Here is a 15,867-nt window from a genome sequence, read left to right on the forward strand (position 1 = left end):
ATCGACACCGACACATGGTAAACAGCGCGTGAACTGCGCGGGAACGCGGCTGCCGGGTCAGGCCCGCAGTTCCTCCACCAGTGAATCCACCACGGCGACGAGGTCGCCGCCGGTCTGCTCCGCGATCCGGCGTTGCCGCTGGTAGGAGGCCCCCCGCACGGGGATCTGCGCCACCTGGGCGAGTTCGTCCGCGCAGCCGAGCCGCGCAGCCGTGGGGGTGAGCTGTTCGAGCAGATCGTTCAGGTCGTCGGTGACGAGCCGTTCATGGCACACCGGGTCGAGGATCACCTCGGCCTCGAGGCCGTAGCGGGCGGCACGCCACTTGTTCTCCTTGACGTGCCACGGCTGCAGGGTGGGTAGCTGCTCGCCCTGCTCGAGCCGTTCGTCGTAGTACACGACGAGCGAGTGCACGAGCGCGACGAGGGCGGCCAGCTCGGCCTTGTTGGTGATGCCGTCGAACACCCGGATCTCGATGGTGCCCCACCTCGGCGACGGACGGATGTCCCAGTGCATGCCGCCCGGTTTCGTGATGACACCGGACTTGAGCTGATCCTCGATGAAGCTCTCGTACTGTGCCCAGCTCTCGAAGTGGTACGGCAGCCCGGCCGTCGGCAGCTGCTGGAACATCAGGGCACGGTTGCTCGCGTAACCGGTGTCCACGCCCGCCCAGATCGGCGAGGACGCCGACAGGGCCAGCATGTGCGGGTACTTCACCAGCAGCGCATTGAGGATCGGGATGACCTTCTCGGCGGAGGAGACACCGACGTGGACGTGCACCCCCCAGATGAGCATCTGCCGGCCCCACCAGCGGGTGCGCTCGATCATCTCGTCGTAGTCCGGGGACCGGGTGACGACCTGGTCGGTCCACTGCCCGAACGGGTGGGTGCCGGCGCAGATCAGATCCACACCCGCAGGATCGGCAGCCGTGCGCAACAGGTCGAGGGACTCGGCGAGGTCGTCGACGGCCTCGGCGACGGTGTCGTGCACATCGGTGACGAGCTCGACGGTGTTGCGGAGGAACTCCTTGGTGAGCCGCGGGGTCTGACCGGCACGCCGCTCGACCGCGTCGAAGACGACGGCGGCGGTGTTGGACAGGTCGCGGGTCTTCTTGTCCACCAGCGCGATCTCCCACTCGACGCCGAGGGTCGGGCGGGGCGAACCGGGAAACGGTACGGGCACGAGTCGATCCAACCACAGGGCCCCGGTGACCGTCGCCGGTCGCCGGGGCCCTGTGGATGGCAGTGTCGGGAGGTCGCCGTCAGGAGACGACGCCGCAGGCGAGACGCTCACCCGCGGCGGTTTCCTGGTGGACGACGACGGCGGTGCCGTCCCCGCCCTGCAGGTCGTCGAGGGTGAACTCCTCGGTGGTGACGGTCAGCGACCCGGTGCCGTCCTCGCGCACCACGACCGCGCCGAGGTCCCCGCTCTCGGGGACGCTGGTGTTGCCGCCGGCCTGCAGATGCCCGCCCGCGGACAGGTAGTTGCCGGGCTCGCCTCCGGTCGGTGCGGTGGAGTTGGTCTCGCACTTGCCGACCTCGTGGACGTGGACGCCGCGGTAGCCGGCCGGCATGCCCTCGAGGTCGACCGTGACCTCGATACCCCCGTCGACCTCGGTGAAGGTGACCGTGCCGGCGGCCTCGCCGGCCGGGGTCCGCAGTTCGGCGGAGTTGTCCGCGCCGCCGCCGTGGCTACCCGATGCGCCCGCCGTGGCCTCGCCCGGGACGGCGCCGCCGCCGTGGGCCTCGTCGGCACCTTCCGGGGCGGGGGAACCCGTCCACACCGGCGGGGTGGTGCCGGGGGTGTCGCTCGGCTCCTCGCTGTTCGAGCACGCGCTCAGGCCCACCGCAGCGATCGCGACGATCGGGGCCAGGGCACGCCAGGACATGCGACGGGTGGAACTCGAGGCCATCAAACCGCTCCTTCGAAGTGGCGAAAAGTCACCCGATCATAACCGGGCGGCGGACGCCCTCACGGTGAGGTGACGATGACGATGACCCCGGGCGCGGAGTCCTCGATCCCGGCGAAGCGCGGCTGCGCCGTCACCCCCAGCGCCTCGGCCACCGCCTCGGCGGTCTGCCGCTCCCCCGGACCCGTGCCGTAGTACACGGACGTGGATTCGATCACGCCGTCGCTGTAGTTGCCCGTCTCCGAGACGGTGAATCCCTCGTCCTCGAGCAGGCCGGCCGTCTGGGCGGCGAGCCCGGAGACGTTGCTGTTGTTGAACACCCGTACCGGTGCGGCGGCAGTCCCGGGGGAGGTGGTGGCGGAGACCGTCGTCGTCGCGCCGGCGGTCGTCGTCCGCGCCGAGGTCGCGGCGAACGGCGCCGACGTCACGGAGGTGGTCGCCGGCGCGGCGGCCGGTTCGGTCGCAGGCTCGGGAGCAGAGCCCTCGGAATCGGAGCTTCCGAGCGAGGCCAGGCCGAGGCCCGCGAAGAGGATGGCGAGAGAGATCAGCACCATCGCGAGCGCTCGCAGCGGCGGACCCGACGATTCCGAGGTTGTGCTCACGCTGTCGACCTTAGTTGCCGCGTCCGCCGGAGCACCGTCGTACTCGCACTACGTGGTGATCTCGAACCCGAGCCGGCGCGCGGCCCGGGCCTTCTGCCGGCTCGCGCGCAGGCGCCGCAACCGCTTGACGAGCATGGGGTCCGCCGCCAGGGCCTCCGGCCGGTCCACCAGGGCGTTGAGGACCTGGTAGTAACGGGTCGCGGACAGACCGAAGAGCTCCTTGATCGCCTCTTCCTTGGCACCCGCGTACTTCCACCATTGCCGTTCGAAAGCGAGGATGTCGCGTTCGCGGCGAGACAGACCGTCCGTGCCCGCCGGATCCACGACGGCGGGGTTGTTCTCGGCGTGGTTGCTCCGGTCGGAAACCTGCTCGGATTCGTTACCGATATGCGCTGCTGCGCCGTCCATCTCACTCCTCGACTGCCTCGAATCACACCGGCATCCGATCGGACCCGGGTGTTTCCGAGGGCAATTCAACCACGGTGGTACGACAGGTACCGGCTCAACGGACGGGCGAGTCCCGCCCACTATCCTCTTGCACCATGGCAATACTTCCGATCCGGATCGTCGGTGACCCCGTCCTGCATCACCCGACGAAACCGGTCACCCAGTCGCCGGCCGAACTGGCCCAGCTGATCGCCGACATGTACGAGACGATGGACGCGGCGAACGGCGTCGGCCTGGCCGCCAACCAGGTCGGAGTCGACCTGCGGCTGTTCGTCTACGACTGCCCCGACCTGGACGAGTCCGGCACCGTGGTCCGCCGCCGCGGCGAGGTGATCAACCCGGTGCTCGAGACGTCGGAGATCCCCGAGACCATGCCCGACCCCGACGACGACGTCGAGGGATGCCTGTCGGTCCCCGGCGAGCAGTTCCCCACCGGGCGCGCCGAGTGGGCGAAGGTCACCGGCACCGACGCCCAGGGCGACCCGGTCGAGATCGAGGGCCACGGCTTCTTCGCCCGGATGCTGCAGCACGAGGTCGGCCACCTCGACGGCTACCTGTACGTCGACAAGCTCATCGGTCGCAACGCCCGGGCCGCGAAGAAGACCATCAAGCGGGCCGGATGGGGCGTGCCCGGCCTGAGCTGGGTGCCGGGAACGGTCGAGGACCCGTTCGGCCACGACGACGAGGACTGACGCCCCGGTGACGACCGAGCAGCCCGTGCCCGTCGGCACCCGGGTGGTGCTGCGCTACCGGCTGCCCGCCGGGTACAGCCACCCGATGACCGACGTGATCGGGGAACTGGTCGCCCTCGACCCGGCCGTGGTGGTCCGCACCGCCGACAGCCGTCTCGTGCAGGTCGCGCCCGACGCCGTGGTGGCGCTCAAGGCACTCGGCGCCCGCCCGATCCGCACCGGCGAGATCCGCGCCCTCGAGAACGCCGCAGCCGCCGCCTGGCCCGGGCTCGAGCAGGGCTGGATCGACGGTTGGCTCCTGCGGGCCGGCGCCGGCTTCACCGGTCGTGCGAACTCCGCCACGCCGCTGGGCGACCCGGGCACGGTCGCGGACCCCCTCGACCCGGACGTGCACGCCCGGATGCGCGGGTGGTTCGCGGAACGGGGCCTGCCGCTGCGGCTCCTGCTGCCGGACCGGCTCGCGCGCATCCCGCACGGATGGACCCCGAGCGACGAGGTGCAGGTGCTGGCCGCCGACCTCGACAACGTGCCACTGCCCGGTGTCACCACCCCCGTGGCCGTGAGCCCCCGCCCGGACGCCGGCTGGCTGTCGCTGTACCGGTATCGCGGTGCTCCGGTGCCCGCCGAGGGCCGGGCGGTCGTCGAGTCCGTCCTGGGCGGCGCGCTGGGGTTCGGCCGTATCGGCAGCGACACCGCGACCCTGGCGATCGCCCGTGCCGCGGTCACCGATGCCCCCGACGGGCGGCGCTGGGTGGGGCTGACCGCCGTGGAGGTGGCCGCCGCACACCGCCGGCGCGGCCTCGGCACGCTCGTGTGCGGCGCCCTGCTGCAGTGGGGACGCGACCACGGCGCCACCCACGCATACCTGCAGGTCGCAGCGGACAACGACGCCGCCCGGGGCCTGTACCGGGCGCTCGGATTCGTCGAGCACCATCGCTACCGGTACGCGACGGAACCTGTCCGCCCGCTCGCCTAGAGTGGGACCGTGCGTCTTGCTACCTGGAACGTGAACTCCGTCCGTGCCCGTGCCGACCGGATCCTCGACTGGTTGCAGCGGTCGGGCACCGATGTGCTCGCCATGCAGGAGACCAAGTGCAAGGACGAGCAGTTTCCGTACGAGCGGTTCGAAGAGCTCGGCTACCGGGTCGCACACGTCGGGCTCTCCCAGTGGAACGGCGTGGCCATCGCCTCCCGCATCGGTCTCGACGACGTGCAGATCGGGTTCGAGGACCAGCCCGGATTCACCAAGGACCCGGACGCCGACCCGGCGCAGGAGGCCCGGGCGATCGGCGCGACGTGCGGCGGGGTGCGGGTGTGGAGCCTGTACGTGCCCAACGGCCGCGAACTGGCCGATCCCCACTACGTCTACAAGCTCGAGTGGCTCGCGAAGCTGCGCGCCGACGCCCAGGCCTGGCTCGCCGCCGACCCGCAGACGCAGATCGCGCTCGTCGGCGACTGGAACATCGCGCCCACCGACGAGGATGTGTGGGATCCGGCGTTCTTCGAGGGGAAGACCCACACGTCGGAGCCGGAACGGGAGGCGTTCCGCGCGTTCCTCGACAGCGGCTTCACCGATGTGGTGCGCCCGCACGCCCCGGGCCCGGGGGTGTACACCTACTGGGACTACACCCAGCTCCGATTCCCGAAGCGTCAGGGCATGCGGATCGACTTCGTCCTCGGTTCCCCGGCGCTCGCGGCGCGTGTGGCCGGCGCGGAGATCGACCGCAACGAGCGCAAGGGCAAGGGGGCGAGCGACCACGCGCCGGTCGTCGTCGACCTCGCGGACTGAGACGTCCGGTCCCCGGCCCGGCGCGTCAGCGACGACCGGCGGCCGGCTCGAGGGGCAGCACGACGTCCCGATACTCGGGGTGGGCGGTGAGGAAGCGCTGCACATAGGTGCACACGGGACGGACCCGCCAGCCCCGCTCGCGCGCGAGATCCAGGGAGCGGCCCACGAGAACGCCCGCGAGCCCACGGTGCCCGAAGTCCTCGACGATGACGGTGTGCAGGAAGTCGACGACGGGATGGTTGCGTCCGGGCACGCCGGAGGGACGATCCGTGTCGAAATACCCGAGGATCCCGACAAGATCCCCGTTCAGGCGTAGCTCGAAGCGGTTCTGATCCTTGTTGTCGGTCACCTCGGTGCGCGGCGAGTTGACGAGCATGATCCCCTCCGTGGTGCCGTAACCGAACTGTGACCTACGCCACTATAGAGCATGCAGGGTGCATCTGCCGAGACGTGTGAGACAAAACTGGACGTTGCCCCGGGACGGTGCCGCGCCGGTGTGGCAGCGCACATCGGCGGCCGCACGCGCGGCCGGGATCCGAGCCGGGGGGCCGGGCCGGCAATCGGACCGGATCGGTAGGGTCGCAGCCGTGAAGCTGCTGCCCCTGCCCCCGAAGGGCCGAACCCCGGTCCGTGCCCTCACCATCGCCGGCACCGATTCGGGGGGTGGGGCCGGGATCCAGGCCGACTCGCGCACCATGGCGATGTGCGGCGTGCACGCCTGCGTCGCCGTCGCGGCCGTGACCGTGCAGAACTCCGTGGGCGTCAGCGGCTTTCACGAGATCCCGCCCGAGACGGTGGCCGCGCAGGTGCGCTGCGTGGTGGAGGACATCGGGGTCTCGGGCGCCAAGACCGGCATGCTCGCCTCCACCGGGATCATCGAGGCGGTCGCCGCGGTGTGCACCGAGGTCGGCATCGGCCGGGACCGGCCGGTACCGCTCGTGGTCGACCCGGTGTGCGCGTCGATGCACGGCGATCCCCTGCTGCACGCGGAGGCCCTCGACGCGGTGCGGCACACCCTGATCCCGCAGGCCACCGTGGTCACGCCGAACCTCGACGAGGTGCGGCTGATCACCGGTATCGAGGTCGTCGACGACGCTTCCGCGCGGCGCGCCGCCGAGGCGCTGCACGACCTCGGCGCCCAGTGGGCCGTCGTCAAGGGCGGGCACCTGCGCACCTCCGAGGTCAGCACCGACCTGCTGTTCGACGGGGATCGTTTTCTCGAGTTCACCAGTCCCCGCATCGACACCGGCAACGACCACGGCGGCGGCGACACGCTCGCCGCGGCGATCGCGTCGGCCCTGGCCCACGGGTGGTCGGTGCCCGACGCCGTCGCGTTCGGCAAGGAGTGGGTCACCCGGTGCCTCGAGTGGTCGTACGACCTCGGCGCCGGGCACGGCCCGGTCAACCCCCTGTGGCGACTGCAGTCCTGACCCGCCAGATCCCGAGTTCGGGCGGCACACCCTTGGGGGCCGAGGTGAACAGCCCACGCCGATGCGAGCGCACCTCGAGACCGAGCGCGTCGACCGCGCCGGGCGGCAAGGCGTCGAGCGTCGCGGACGACACCACCACGTGCCCGTTCCCGGCGAGCTCCATCATGCGGGCCGCGACGGTGACATCGACGCCCAGCCAGTCGCTGCCGATCCGCCGGGGCAGGCCGGTGTGAGCGCCGACCCGGATCCGTGGCCGGTAGCTGTCCACGGTCACCTCGGTCAGGGCGGCGCGGGCCGCGAAGATCGCTTCCAGCGCCCGTTCCGGCCGGTCGAACACCACCATCAGACCGTCGCCGAGCCGTTTGACGATGGTGCCGCCACGGTCGGTGAACGCCGGCTCCAGTGCCCAGGCGACGCGCCGCAGCAGGTCGAGGGTGGCGACGTCGCCCGCGGCGAGGGACCACGTCGAGAATCCCACGAGGTCGGTGAAGACCACGGTGACCTCCCGGTCGCCGCGCCCGGCGCCGGTGCGTTCGAGCAGCGCCTGCCACGCCTGCAGCACGCCGAAGCCGAGTTCGTGCACCGCGCTCGGCTCGTCGACGTCTCGCCACCTCCCGGCCAGCCGCGCGACCGCCTGCGGCCCGCTGGTCCCCGCCGTGGACAACGGATCGCCGAAGCCGGGGTCGCCGGGCAGGGTGCGTCGCAGCCGCCGGGCCAGCCGGACCAGTTCGGGCCGCCGGTCGACGGCCGCGAATCGGTCCACGAGGCGACGACCGAACCCCGGTGTCTCATCCATCGGATCGGACCTCGGTGCGTTGCGGTCCGACCGGAACCCCGTCCGGTCCCGTGACGGCCCGCGCATACGTGCCGACCCCGTATCCGACGGCCGAGGCGGCGACGGCGAGTGCCGCCCGGTCGATGTTCGCGAGCGTGTCCTGCGGGCTGTGGTAGTTCGGGTCGAACGGTTCCTCGCCCGTGCCGCCCCACTTCTGCGCCTGCTCCGGGGTCTTGCGGTCGTCGGCACCGGAGAACACACCGCCCGCGGGGATGCCCGCGTCCACGAACGGCCCGTAGTCGGAGCGCCCGTCGAAATCGGTGCCGTCGGCGGCGATGCCGCGCGAGGTCAGGTAGGCCAGGAACGTGCGCTCGATGCCCGCCGAGCCCTCCGGTCCCGGACCGGTGCCCACCGCGTCGGAGTCGTCGCCGTCGTAGACGAGGTATCCCGGATTGGGCGAGCCGAGCATGTCGAAGTTCAGGTACAGGGCGATGTCCTCGCGGCCGGCGTCGTCCAGGGAGGCCACGTAGTCGGTGGAGCCGACCAGCCCGACCTCCTCGGCGCCCCAGAACGCGAACCGCACCGCGTTGGTGACGCCCGGTTCGCTGCCGAGTTGCAGCGCCGTCTCGAGCACCGCAGCGACGCCGGTGCCGTTGTCGTTGACGCCCGGGCCCTCCGGGACGCTGTCGAGGTGGGCGCCGACGACGACCACGTCGTCGGTCGAGCCCGTGGCGGTCTGCGCGAGCACGTTGCGCGAGCGCACGCTCTCGATGCGGGTGTCGAGGAGGAGGGTCACGGTGGCGGGGGCAGCGGCGAGCGCGCGGCCGTCGGCGCCGCTGATCCCCGCGGCGGGCACGCGGTCGTCGCCCTCCTCGCCGAGCGTCGCGCCGGTGAGCGCACCGTCCTCGTTGTTGGCGACGAGGAGCGCCGCCGCCCCCCGTTCCGCAGCGACCTGCTGCTTGACGGAGAACGGGCACACCCCGCGGGTGACGAGCACGACGGCACCGGAGACGTCGAGCCCCTCGTAGTCGGAGGCCTCGCACCCGGGCGTGTCGTCGGCGGGCACCGGCACGAGGCGGGCGGTGAGCCCGTCCGGACCGGTCGACGGCGAGAACTCGAGGGCCCGGACCGGCACCGGCGCGCCGGCGACGGTCAGGGTCTCGGCCTCGACGTCGAAACTGCGGACGTCGAACTCCGGGGTCTGCACGTCGAATCCGGCGTCGCGCAGCCGGCCGGCGACGTAGTCCACGCTCGCGTCGTAGCCGGCGGTGCCCACGGCGCGGTTGCCGTCGTGCTCGGTGGCGATGCGGTCGAGTTCGGTGAGATGCCCGACCACCGCATCGATTCCCACGGCCTGCGCCAGCGCGGCCGGATCCACCGGTGGTGGTGGCGGTGGCTCCTCCGAACATGCCGCCGCCAGCAGCACGATCGCTGCGGCGACGCCCCCGGCCCGTACCCGCGCTCCCCGGTTCATCCGCCGAGGATACTCACGCGTCGCGCCGGTTCACCACGAGCAGCGCGGCAGCGAACACCACGGCGACGAACACCGCGAAGTACACCAGCGAACCCCACGGTCCCCAGTGGAAGTCGATGCCCTGATCGCTGCCGAGGAAGTGGTTGGCATTGGCGAACGGCAGGAAGGGCTGCACCTGCCGGCCGAACGAACCGAACAAGGCGAACAGCGACTCGATCAGCAGCGGCCACAGCAACAGCAGCGCGATGGTGCCGGCGGACTGGCGCAGCAGCGCCCCGACGGCGACGGCGAGCACTGCGCACAGCAGCGCGTAGATCGAGACGCCGTAGATCGACCGCCAGGCCTGGTCGCCCTCGAGGACGAGTTCCCGCCCGGCCTCCGGGCCCGCGAGGGCCTTGGCGAGGGCGAACGACGCGAGCGCCAGCACGCCGGTGAGCACCGCGCCGAACAGCCCGATCAGCAGCGCCTTGACGACGAGCACGACGCTGCGGTTCGGCATCGCCTGGAACGTGGTGCGGATGACCCCGAACCGGTACTCGCTCGTCACCGACAGCGCCGCGAGGATCATCAGCACGAGCACGCCGAAGCCGGCGACGCCGCTGACCGCGACGTCCACGGTCGGGTAGAACCGGCCCATCTCGTCGTCGACGGACATGCTCGCCTTGGAGGCGGCGCCGAGGATCGCGGCGAGGCCCAGGCCGAGCGCAACGATCACGACGGTGCACCACCACGGCGACTGGGTGGAGGTGAGTTTGATCCGTTCCGCCTTGACGGTGTCCACGGCCACGCTCGCCGCCCCGGTGTTGTCGACGGCCACGCTCATCGCAGCTCCCCCTTCATGGGCTGCACGGCCGGGTCTCCGGCCACGGCTCCCTGGTACTCCACGTCGTCTCCGGTCAGTTTCATGAACGCCTCCTCGAGCGAGGCGTTCCGGCTCGCCAGCTCGTGCAGCACGACCGAGTGCGCGGCGGCGAGCTCCCCGACCTGCGCGGTGGTGACGCCGCTGACGATCAGCGCGCCGTCGTCGTCCCGGACGGCGTGGCCCTGCCCGGCCAGTGCCGTGCGGAGGGTGTCGAGCTGCGGGCTGCGCACCCGCACCGTCGCCTCCGACGCCCGCTCGACGAACTCCGCGACGGACGTGTCCGCAATGAGCCGGCCCCGGCCGATCACCAGCAGATGATCCGCGGTCTGCGCCATCTCCGACAGCAGGTGGCTCGACACGAGCACGGTGCGCCCCTCCGCCGCCAGGGCCTGCATGAATCGGCGGATCCACACGATGCCCTCGGGGTCGAGGCCGTTGACGGGCTCGTCGAACAACAGCACCTTCGGATCCCCGAGCAGCGCGCCGGCCAGTCCCAGCCGCTGCGACATGCCGAGCGAGAAGCCGCCCGCGCGCTTGTCGGCCACCTCGGTCAGGCCGACGAGCGCGAGCACCTCCTCGACCCGCGAGTTCGGCAGCCCGTTGGATGCGGCGAGCCAGCGCAGGTGGGCCCGCGCCGACCGGTTCGGGTGCACCCAGCGCGCATCCAGCAAGGCACCGACGGTCCGCAGCGGCCGCTTCAGCTGGCGGTAGGGGACGCCGCCGATCAGCGCGGTCCCGGCGGTGGGCCGGTCGAGGCCGAGGATCATCCGCATCGTCGTGGATTTCCCGGCACCGTTGGGGCCGAGGAATCCGGTGACGATCCCCGGCCGGACGGTGAACGTCACGTCGTCGACGGCGACGGTGGAACCGAAGGTCTTCGTCAGTCCGGTCACTTCGATCATGACCCACAGCCTGCCCGATTCGGCCGGATCGCGCCGCGCGGGGTCGTCCTCCGCCCCGACACTCACCCACCGCCACGGTTCAGCAGGCGCGAGTCCCACCCGCGACCGCGCAGGTCCGTCCGGACCGAAGACCCCGCACCGCGCTCACTCCGGCCAGGGCGACATTTCGGCCGGCGACGAGACTTCGCCGGATCGAGGACGACCGGTCCCGAGCCTGCGGTTCACACCGTCTCGGGGACGTGCAGGTGCGCGATGGCGAGCTCGAATTCGCAGGTGTCGAGTATCTCCGCGCCCGCCTCGCGAGTCACTGCGGCCCGGATACCGTCGAGGCGTTCCCTGTGGGGTTCGATCGCCTCGGCGCTGTCGAACGTCACGGACGACACCCCGCGGCCGGATGCGCGGTCGATCATCAGGCTGGCGCTGCAGAACCCGTCGAGTTCCTCCAGCTCGGGCAGTGCGCCCATCTTCCACAGGTCGACGCCGCGGTCCATGTGCGCCGGGTCGGTCTCGACCCACGTGACCCGGCACCAGGCCCCGCGATCCGAACGGTGGTCGCGATGCACGACGGCGATCTCCCACCGCGACACCTCCGTGGTGCCGTGGAAGATCCTGGCCGCGTCGTCACGGAGCATGCGCACCGTGTCCTCGCTGGCGCGCATCGAGTCCTCGTCCCGCCACGAACTGGTCGCGATGCACCGGCCCGTGCCGCGATCGATGAGCAGGGACATGCCGAGGCAGCCCTCGATGTCTGCCAGCGTGGGCATCACGGTGTCGCGTACGTGCCGGATCCCGGCGTCGATGTACGACGGATGCGCGTGAATTGTGGTCGAGCGTGCGAACACGATCGGCACCCTTCTCCTCAGGGCGGTGCCGACGCGGCGCCGCCGGTCGTTGTCGTCCCCCCGGGTTTCACCATGCTCCCCCGATCCGCTGGAGGCAATAGACGGGCGTGCGCCGGCATTGCGGGGCGACCGGTTTCGCACGACCTTCGTCCGCCGCCGCTGCCGCCCTGCGAGCGCGGGCAGTGCCCCCCCCGTGCACGACCGTTCTCCGCCCTCGACGAGGCCGGGGGTGCCGCGACGCGTGCGGCACCACCGGGTCCGTCGAGAAACCGACCGTCACCGCCTCACATCCGGTCGCCTCAGGGTTCGAGCGGCGACGAGGCCTGCGCCCAGAACCGCTTCGGGATGCGGCCCGCGTGCCGGGCCCGGAAGCCCGCCTCGACGGCGTGGCGCATCGCCGACGCCATGAGCGCCGGGTCCTTCGCCCGGGTCACCGCGGTCGCCAGCAGCACCGCGTCGCACCCGAGTTCCATCGCGAGCGCGGCGTCGGACGCGGTACCGATGCCCGCGTCGAGGATCACCGGCACCCCGGCGGCCTCGACGATCATCTCGATGTGGTGCGGGTTGGAGATGCCCAGCCCCGTGCCGATGGGCGAGCCGAGCGGCATCACGGCGGCACAGCCGACGTCCTCGAGCCGTCGCGCCAGCACCGGATCGTCGTTGGTGTAGGGCAGCACGACGAAACCGTCGTCGACGAGTTGTTCGGCGGCCGAGACGAGTTCGATCGCGTCGGGCAGCAGCGTGCGTTCGTCGGCGACGACCTCGAGCTTGACCCAGTCCGTCCCGAGCGCCTCGCGACCGAGTTGCGCGGTGAGCACCGCCTCGGCGGCGCCGCGGCAGCCGGCGGTGTTGGGCAGCGGCGCGATGTCGAGGCGGCGAAGCAGATCGAGCACGCCGGTCCCGGACGCCGCGTCCACCCGGCGCATCGCCACGGTGGTCAGTTCGGTGCCGGAGGCGACGAGGGCCTCCTCGAGCACGGCGAGATTCGCGGCCCCACCGGTGCCGGTGATCAGCCGCGAGGCGAAGCTGCGTCCGGCGATCGTCAGGGGCGGCAGGTCGTGGCCGGGGTTGCGCTCAGCCACCCTGCACCGCCGTCAGCACCTCGATCTGCCAGCCCTTCTCGACGCGCTCGGACCACCGTCCCCGGGGGAAGAGGGCACCGTCCACGGCGACGGCGACCCCCCGGTCGGGGAGGCCGAGTCCGCTCAGCAGCTCGGCCATCGTCGGCGCCTGGGCGAACCAGCGCTCCTCCCCATTGACCGTGACTCCCACCGTCGGCGCACCGTTCATCACACTCACTCCTCGGTAAATCGTTGCGGATCAGCATATTTCGCCACAGCGAGCGGTTCGTCCGCGAGCTCCGCGACCACCGCGTCCGCCGTGACCGGGGTCAGCAGCACGCCGTTGCGGCCGTGCCCGGTCGCGGCGATCACCCGCTCGGACAGCCGGCCGATCAGCGGCAGGTTGTCCGGGCTCACGGGTCGCAGCCCCGCACTCGCCTCGTACAGCTCGTACTCGCCGATCGCCGGGAACAGCGCCTCGGCGTCGGCGATGAGATCCCGCACCCCCGCGACGGTGACCTGCGTGTCGTCGGCCTCGTACTGGGTTGCGCCGACGACGAGTCCGTCCGCGCGCGGCACCAGGTACGCGGGCCGGCCGTGCACGCTGCCGCGGACCGTCCGGTGCGGGGCGGGAGCCGCGCCCGGCCGGGTCCGCAGCCGCAGGATCTCCCCCTTGACCGGCCGCACCGGCAGGCCCGGCCACAACCGCGCCGAGGCGGCACCGGCCGCGAGCACGACCCGGTCGGCGTCCAGTTCGGTGACGTCACGCACCGGCTCGTCGACGAAGCTGACGCCGGCCCCGGCGGCAGCCCGTCGCAGCGCGTCGACGAGGACCCGGTTGTCCACGGCCAGCTCGTCCGGGGCCAGCAGACCCAGACGGATGCGCGGCCCCAGCGACGGCTCGAGTTCGCGCACCTCGGCGCGGCCGAGCACGCGCATCTCGTGCCCCTGCGCCGACACCCACTCGGCGATCGTGCGCAGGTCGGCGGCGTCGGCCGCGTCCAGCGCGACGGTCAGCGAGGCGGTGGAGGTGAACAGGTCGAGGCCGGTCTCCCGGAGCAGTTCGGCACCGAACGCCGGCCAGCGGGCCAGCGACGCGGCACCCAGCTCGAGGACGTGTTCCTCACCCGGCCAGCCCTCCGACAACGGTGCGAGCATCCCCCCGGCCACCCACGACGCCCCCGCTCCCGGGGACGGGTCGTGCACGGTCACGGTCCAGCCGGCCCGGGCCGTGCGCCAGGCGATCGACAGCCCGATCACGCCTCCGCCGACGACGGATACGGTTCCCAACAGTTCGTCCACCTCACTCCCTGCGCCGGCATGATCCGGTTCAGGTGCTGACGGTCGGGGCCGGCAGGCCCCCTCTCAGCCCCGCGATCCCCGGGACTCCCGTGTCGATTCGTTCAGAGCAGAGACTACCGTCTCCGCCGTGACTACCTACCGCGGCAACCGTCCCGCCCCCCGGGAACGCCTCGCGCAGGCCCGGCTCTACCTGTGCACCGACGCCCGTCGCGACACCGGCGACCTGGCCCGATTCGTCGAGGAGGCACTCGCGGGCGGTGTCGACATCGTCCAGCTCCGCGACAAGGGCTCGGCGGGCGAGAAGAAGTTCGGCCCGCTCGAGGCCCGCGAGGAGCTCGAGGCGCTCGAGGTGCTCGCCGCCGCCTGCCACCGGCACGGGGCCCTGCTGGCCGTCAACGACCGCGCCGACATCGCCCTGGCCGCCGGCGCCGACATCCTGCACCTCGGGCAGGGCGACCTGCCCGTGCGGTACGCCCGGCAGGTCCTCGGCGACGACGTGGTGATCGGCCGCTCCACCGCCAGCCGGGCCCAGGCCAGCCTGGCCGACATCGAGGACGGCGTCGACTATTTCGCCAACGGACCGGTGTGGGAGACCCCCACCAAGCCGGGCCGCACCGCAGCGGGCCTCGAGGTGCTGCGGGAGGTGGCCCGGTCGCAGCCGCGGCGGCCGTGGTTCGCCATCGGCGGCATCGATGCCGAGCGGCTGCCCGAGGTGCTCGACGCCGGCGCCACCCGCATCGCGGTGGTCCGCGCCATCACCGCGGCACCGAATCCGCGGACCGCGGCGGCCGCGCTGAAGGCCGCGCTGCCCCGCTGACGGTCCGTCACAGCCGGTCGCGCACCCGCGGCGGCCGCACTGGCGGCGCCGCCCGCTGACGGTCCGTCACAGCCAGTCGAGCACCGTCGACGGCGCCAGGGTCGGCACATCCCCGGGCAGCCGGGCGCGCAGTCCCCGGTCGGCCGTCACCACCACGGTGAGCACCTGGTCCAGGACCGCCGACGTGCCCTTCGCCAGGACGGCCAGTTCGTCGTCTCCGCTGCCGGCGGCGGTGTGCACCAGGGTGCGGTCGTCGTCGATCACCGCCGCGCGGGCCTGCCCCTCGAGGACCGCCTCGATGCGGCTCACCCAGCCGAACGAGCCGCCGGGCAGCTCGACGGTGCGGGGCACCGACTCCGCCAGCTCCGCGAGCAGTCGTGCGGTGGCGCCCGGCCGGTCGCGCCACCAGCCGTTCGGCCGCGCGCCGAGGACGTTGGCCGTGTCGAGCAGCATCCGCACCGCCCGGGTCCGCAGGTCCGGCCAGGCGGCCGCGAACCCGGAGTGCAGGGGCATGGTCTCGACGTCCGCCTCCGGCACCCAGCGCAGTTCGGTGCTCTCCCCGTTGAGGGTCGTCTCCATCGGGCTCGGGGTGTCCGCGACGACCGTGGTGTACGTCCATCCTCCGTCGACGCCGGAGGTGACCCGCTCGGTGCGCACGCTCACGGCAGCCGGGTCGATCCCGGTCTCCTCCTCGGCTTCCCGTACAGCCGCGACGACGGGACTCTCGTCGCTGTCGCGGGCGCCGCCGGGCAGCGCCCACGTGCCGCCCTGGTGGCTCCACGCCGCGCGGTGCTGCAGCAACACGGCCGGGGTGCCGTCGGGCAGCGGTGCACGCAGCAGCAGCCCGGCCGCGCCGAATCTGCCCCACCGGCGACCACCGTCGGGTCCGACGGCCCAGCCGTCCCCGTCACCTCGCATCGCGTCCGCCTCCCTGCCGCCCGGTCGCAGGCCGCGAGCCGGGCGTCC

At 72.3% G+C, this 15,867-nt stretch carries 19 protein-coding genes and 1 riboswitch; of the genes, 5 read left to right on the top strand and 14 right to left on the bottom strand.

Annotation, left to right across the window (positions count from 1 at the left end; translation table 11 throughout):
- Nucleotides 1-57 precede the first annotated feature (57 nt).
- The 4 genes from ACWPQI_RS18510 to ACWPQI_RS18525 form a co-directional block, all read right to left on the bottom strand.
- Nucleotides 58-1,179, bottom strand: a complete 1,122-nt coding sequence (locus tag ACWPQI_RS18510) for a glutamate--cysteine ligase (protein WP_017681291.1) — start codon at nt 1,177-1,179, stop codon at nt 58-60.
- Nucleotides 1,180-1,258: 79 nt separating this feature from the next.
- Nucleotides 1,259-1,909 (bottom strand): superoxide dismutase family protein, encoded by a 651-nt coding sequence (locus ACWPQI_RS18515; protein WP_010592225.1) that lies wholly within the window; start codon nt 1,907-1,909, stop codon nt 1,259-1,261.
- A 59-nt stretch (nt 1,910-1,968) separates the two neighbouring features.
- Nucleotides 1,969-2,508, bottom strand: coding sequence for a LytR C-terminal domain-containing protein (locus ACWPQI_RS18520; RefSeq protein ID WP_010592226.1), 540 nt, complete (start codon nt 2,506-2,508; stop codon nt 1,969-1,971).
- A 48-nt stretch (nt 2,509-2,556) separates the two neighbouring features.
- Complete coding sequence (locus ACWPQI_RS18525; protein WP_017681288.1) at nt 2,557-2,916, bottom strand: DUF3263 domain-containing protein; 360 nt, start codon at nt 2,914-2,916, stop codon at nt 2,557-2,559.
- 134 nt (nt 2,917-3,050) lie between these two features.
- Between ACWPQI_RS18525 and ACWPQI_RS18530 the strand changes: the two genes are divergently transcribed.
- From ACWPQI_RS18530 to ACWPQI_RS18540, 3 genes are read left to right on the top strand one after another with little or no spacing between them, the layout of a single operon-like run.
- On the top strand, nt 3,051-3,647 hold the full coding sequence (locus ACWPQI_RS18530; protein ID WP_010592228.1) for a peptide deformylase: 597 nt from the start codon (nt 3,051-3,053) through the stop codon (nt 3,645-3,647).
- Between the two features lie 7 nt (nt 3,648-3,654).
- Nucleotides 3,655-4,623, top strand: coding sequence for an N-acetylglutamate synthase, CG3035 family (locus ACWPQI_RS18535; RefSeq protein ID WP_017681287.1), 969 nt, complete (start codon nt 3,655-3,657; stop codon nt 4,621-4,623).
- A gap of 9 nt (nt 4,624-4,632) precedes the next feature.
- Nucleotides 4,633-5,436 carry an exodeoxyribonuclease III gene (locus ACWPQI_RS18540; RefSeq protein WP_010592231.1) on the top strand — a complete coding sequence of 268 codons (804 nt, stop codon included), beginning with the start codon at nt 4,633-4,635 and terminating at the stop codon, nt 5,434-5,436.
- A gap of 25 nt (nt 5,437-5,461) precedes the next feature.
- Here the strand turns inward: ACWPQI_RS18540 and ACWPQI_RS18545 are convergent, their stop codons facing one another.
- A complete protein-coding gene (locus ACWPQI_RS18545) occupies nt 5,462-5,812 on the bottom strand; it encodes a GNAT family N-acetyltransferase (protein ID WP_010592232.1) in 351 nt (116 codons plus the stop codon).
- Nucleotides 5,813-6,023: 211 nt separating this feature from the next.
- Here ACWPQI_RS18545 and thiD point away from each other — a divergent pair, with 211 nt between their 5' ends.
- Complete coding sequence (gene thiD, locus ACWPQI_RS18550; protein WP_010592233.1) at nt 6,024-6,866, top strand: bifunctional hydroxymethylpyrimidine kinase/phosphomethylpyrimidine kinase; 843 nt, start codon at nt 6,024-6,026, stop codon at nt 6,864-6,866.
- Here the strand turns inward: thiD and ACWPQI_RS18555 are convergent.
- The 8 genes from ACWPQI_RS18555 to thiO all read right to left on the bottom strand — a co-directional run bounded on the left by ACWPQI_RS18555 (nt 6,838) and on the right by thiO (nt 14,075).
- A complete protein-coding gene (locus ACWPQI_RS18555) occupies nt 6,838-7,662 on the bottom strand; it encodes an adenylate/guanylate cyclase domain-containing protein (protein ID WP_474738426.1) in 825 nt (274 codons plus the stop codon). The genes thiD and ACWPQI_RS18555 overlap by 29 nt on opposite strands.
- Nucleotides 7,655-9,115: a M20/M25/M40 family metallo-hydrolase gene (locus ACWPQI_RS18560; RefSeq protein ID WP_190242316.1), complete on the bottom strand. Its 1,461-nt coding sequence runs from the start codon at nt 9,113-9,115 to the stop codon at nt 7,655-7,657. Before ACWPQI_RS18560 ends, ACWPQI_RS18555 begins: the two co-directional genes overlap by 8 nt.
- A 13-nt stretch (nt 9,116-9,128) precedes the next feature.
- Nucleotides 9,129-9,938: an ABC transporter permease gene (locus ACWPQI_RS18565; protein ID WP_064066344.1), complete on the bottom strand. Its 810-nt coding sequence runs from the start codon at nt 9,936-9,938 to the stop codon at nt 9,129-9,131.
- Nucleotides 9,935-10,879 (bottom strand): ABC transporter ATP-binding protein, encoded by a 945-nt coding sequence (locus ACWPQI_RS18570; protein ID WP_029539854.1) that lies wholly within the window; start codon nt 10,877-10,879, stop codon nt 9,935-9,937. The genes ACWPQI_RS18565 and ACWPQI_RS18570 overlap by 4 nt, the downstream gene beginning before the upstream one ends.
- Before the next feature lie 221 nt (nt 10,880-11,100).
- Nucleotides 11,101-11,730 carry an antibiotic biosynthesis monooxygenase gene (locus ACWPQI_RS18575; RefSeq protein WP_010592238.1) on the bottom strand — a complete coding sequence of 210 codons (630 nt, stop codon included), beginning with the start codon at nt 11,728-11,730 and terminating at the stop codon, nt 11,101-11,103.
- A 290-nt stretch (nt 11,731-12,020) separates the two neighbouring features.
- The gene (gene thiG, locus ACWPQI_RS18580; protein ID WP_040270724.1) at nt 12,021-12,803 is read right to left on the bottom strand and encodes a thiazole synthase; all 783 of its coding nucleotides are present in this window, start codon (nt 12,801-12,803) and stop codon (nt 12,021-12,023) included.
- The gene (gene thiS, locus ACWPQI_RS18585; protein ID WP_010592240.1) at nt 12,796-13,011 is read right to left on the bottom strand and encodes a sulfur carrier protein ThiS; all 216 of its coding nucleotides are present in this window, start codon (nt 13,009-13,011) and stop codon (nt 12,796-12,798) included. The genes thiG and thiS overlap by 8 nt, the downstream gene beginning before the upstream one ends.
- A 5-nt stretch (nt 13,012-13,016) precedes the next feature.
- The gene (gene thiO, locus ACWPQI_RS18590; protein ID WP_225222524.1) at nt 13,017-14,075 is read right to left on the bottom strand and encodes a glycine oxidase ThiO; all 1,059 of its coding nucleotides are present in this window, start codon (nt 14,073-14,075) and stop codon (nt 13,017-13,019) included.
- Nucleotides 14,073-14,185, bottom strand: a riboswitch (TPP riboswitch). (Overlaps the previous gene by 3 nt.)
- A gap of 26 nt (nt 14,186-14,211) precedes the next feature.
- Between thiO and thiE the strand changes: the two genes are divergently transcribed.
- A complete protein-coding gene (gene thiE / locus ACWPQI_RS18595; protein ID WP_040270720.1) occupies nt 14,212-14,901 on the top strand; it encodes a thiamine phosphate synthase in 690 nt (229 codons plus the stop codon).
- Nucleotides 14,902-14,967: 66 nt separating this feature from the next.
- Here the strand turns inward: thiE and ACWPQI_RS18600 are convergent, their stop codons facing one another.
- The gene (locus ACWPQI_RS18600) at nt 14,968-15,819 is read right to left on the bottom strand and encodes an NUDIX hydrolase (RefSeq protein ID WP_010592243.1); all 852 of its coding nucleotides are present in this window, start codon (nt 15,817-15,819) and stop codon (nt 14,968-14,970) included.
- Nucleotides 15,820-15,867: the final 48 nt, after the last annotated feature.

This window comes from Rhodococcus sp. LMD, assembly GCF_056108245.1.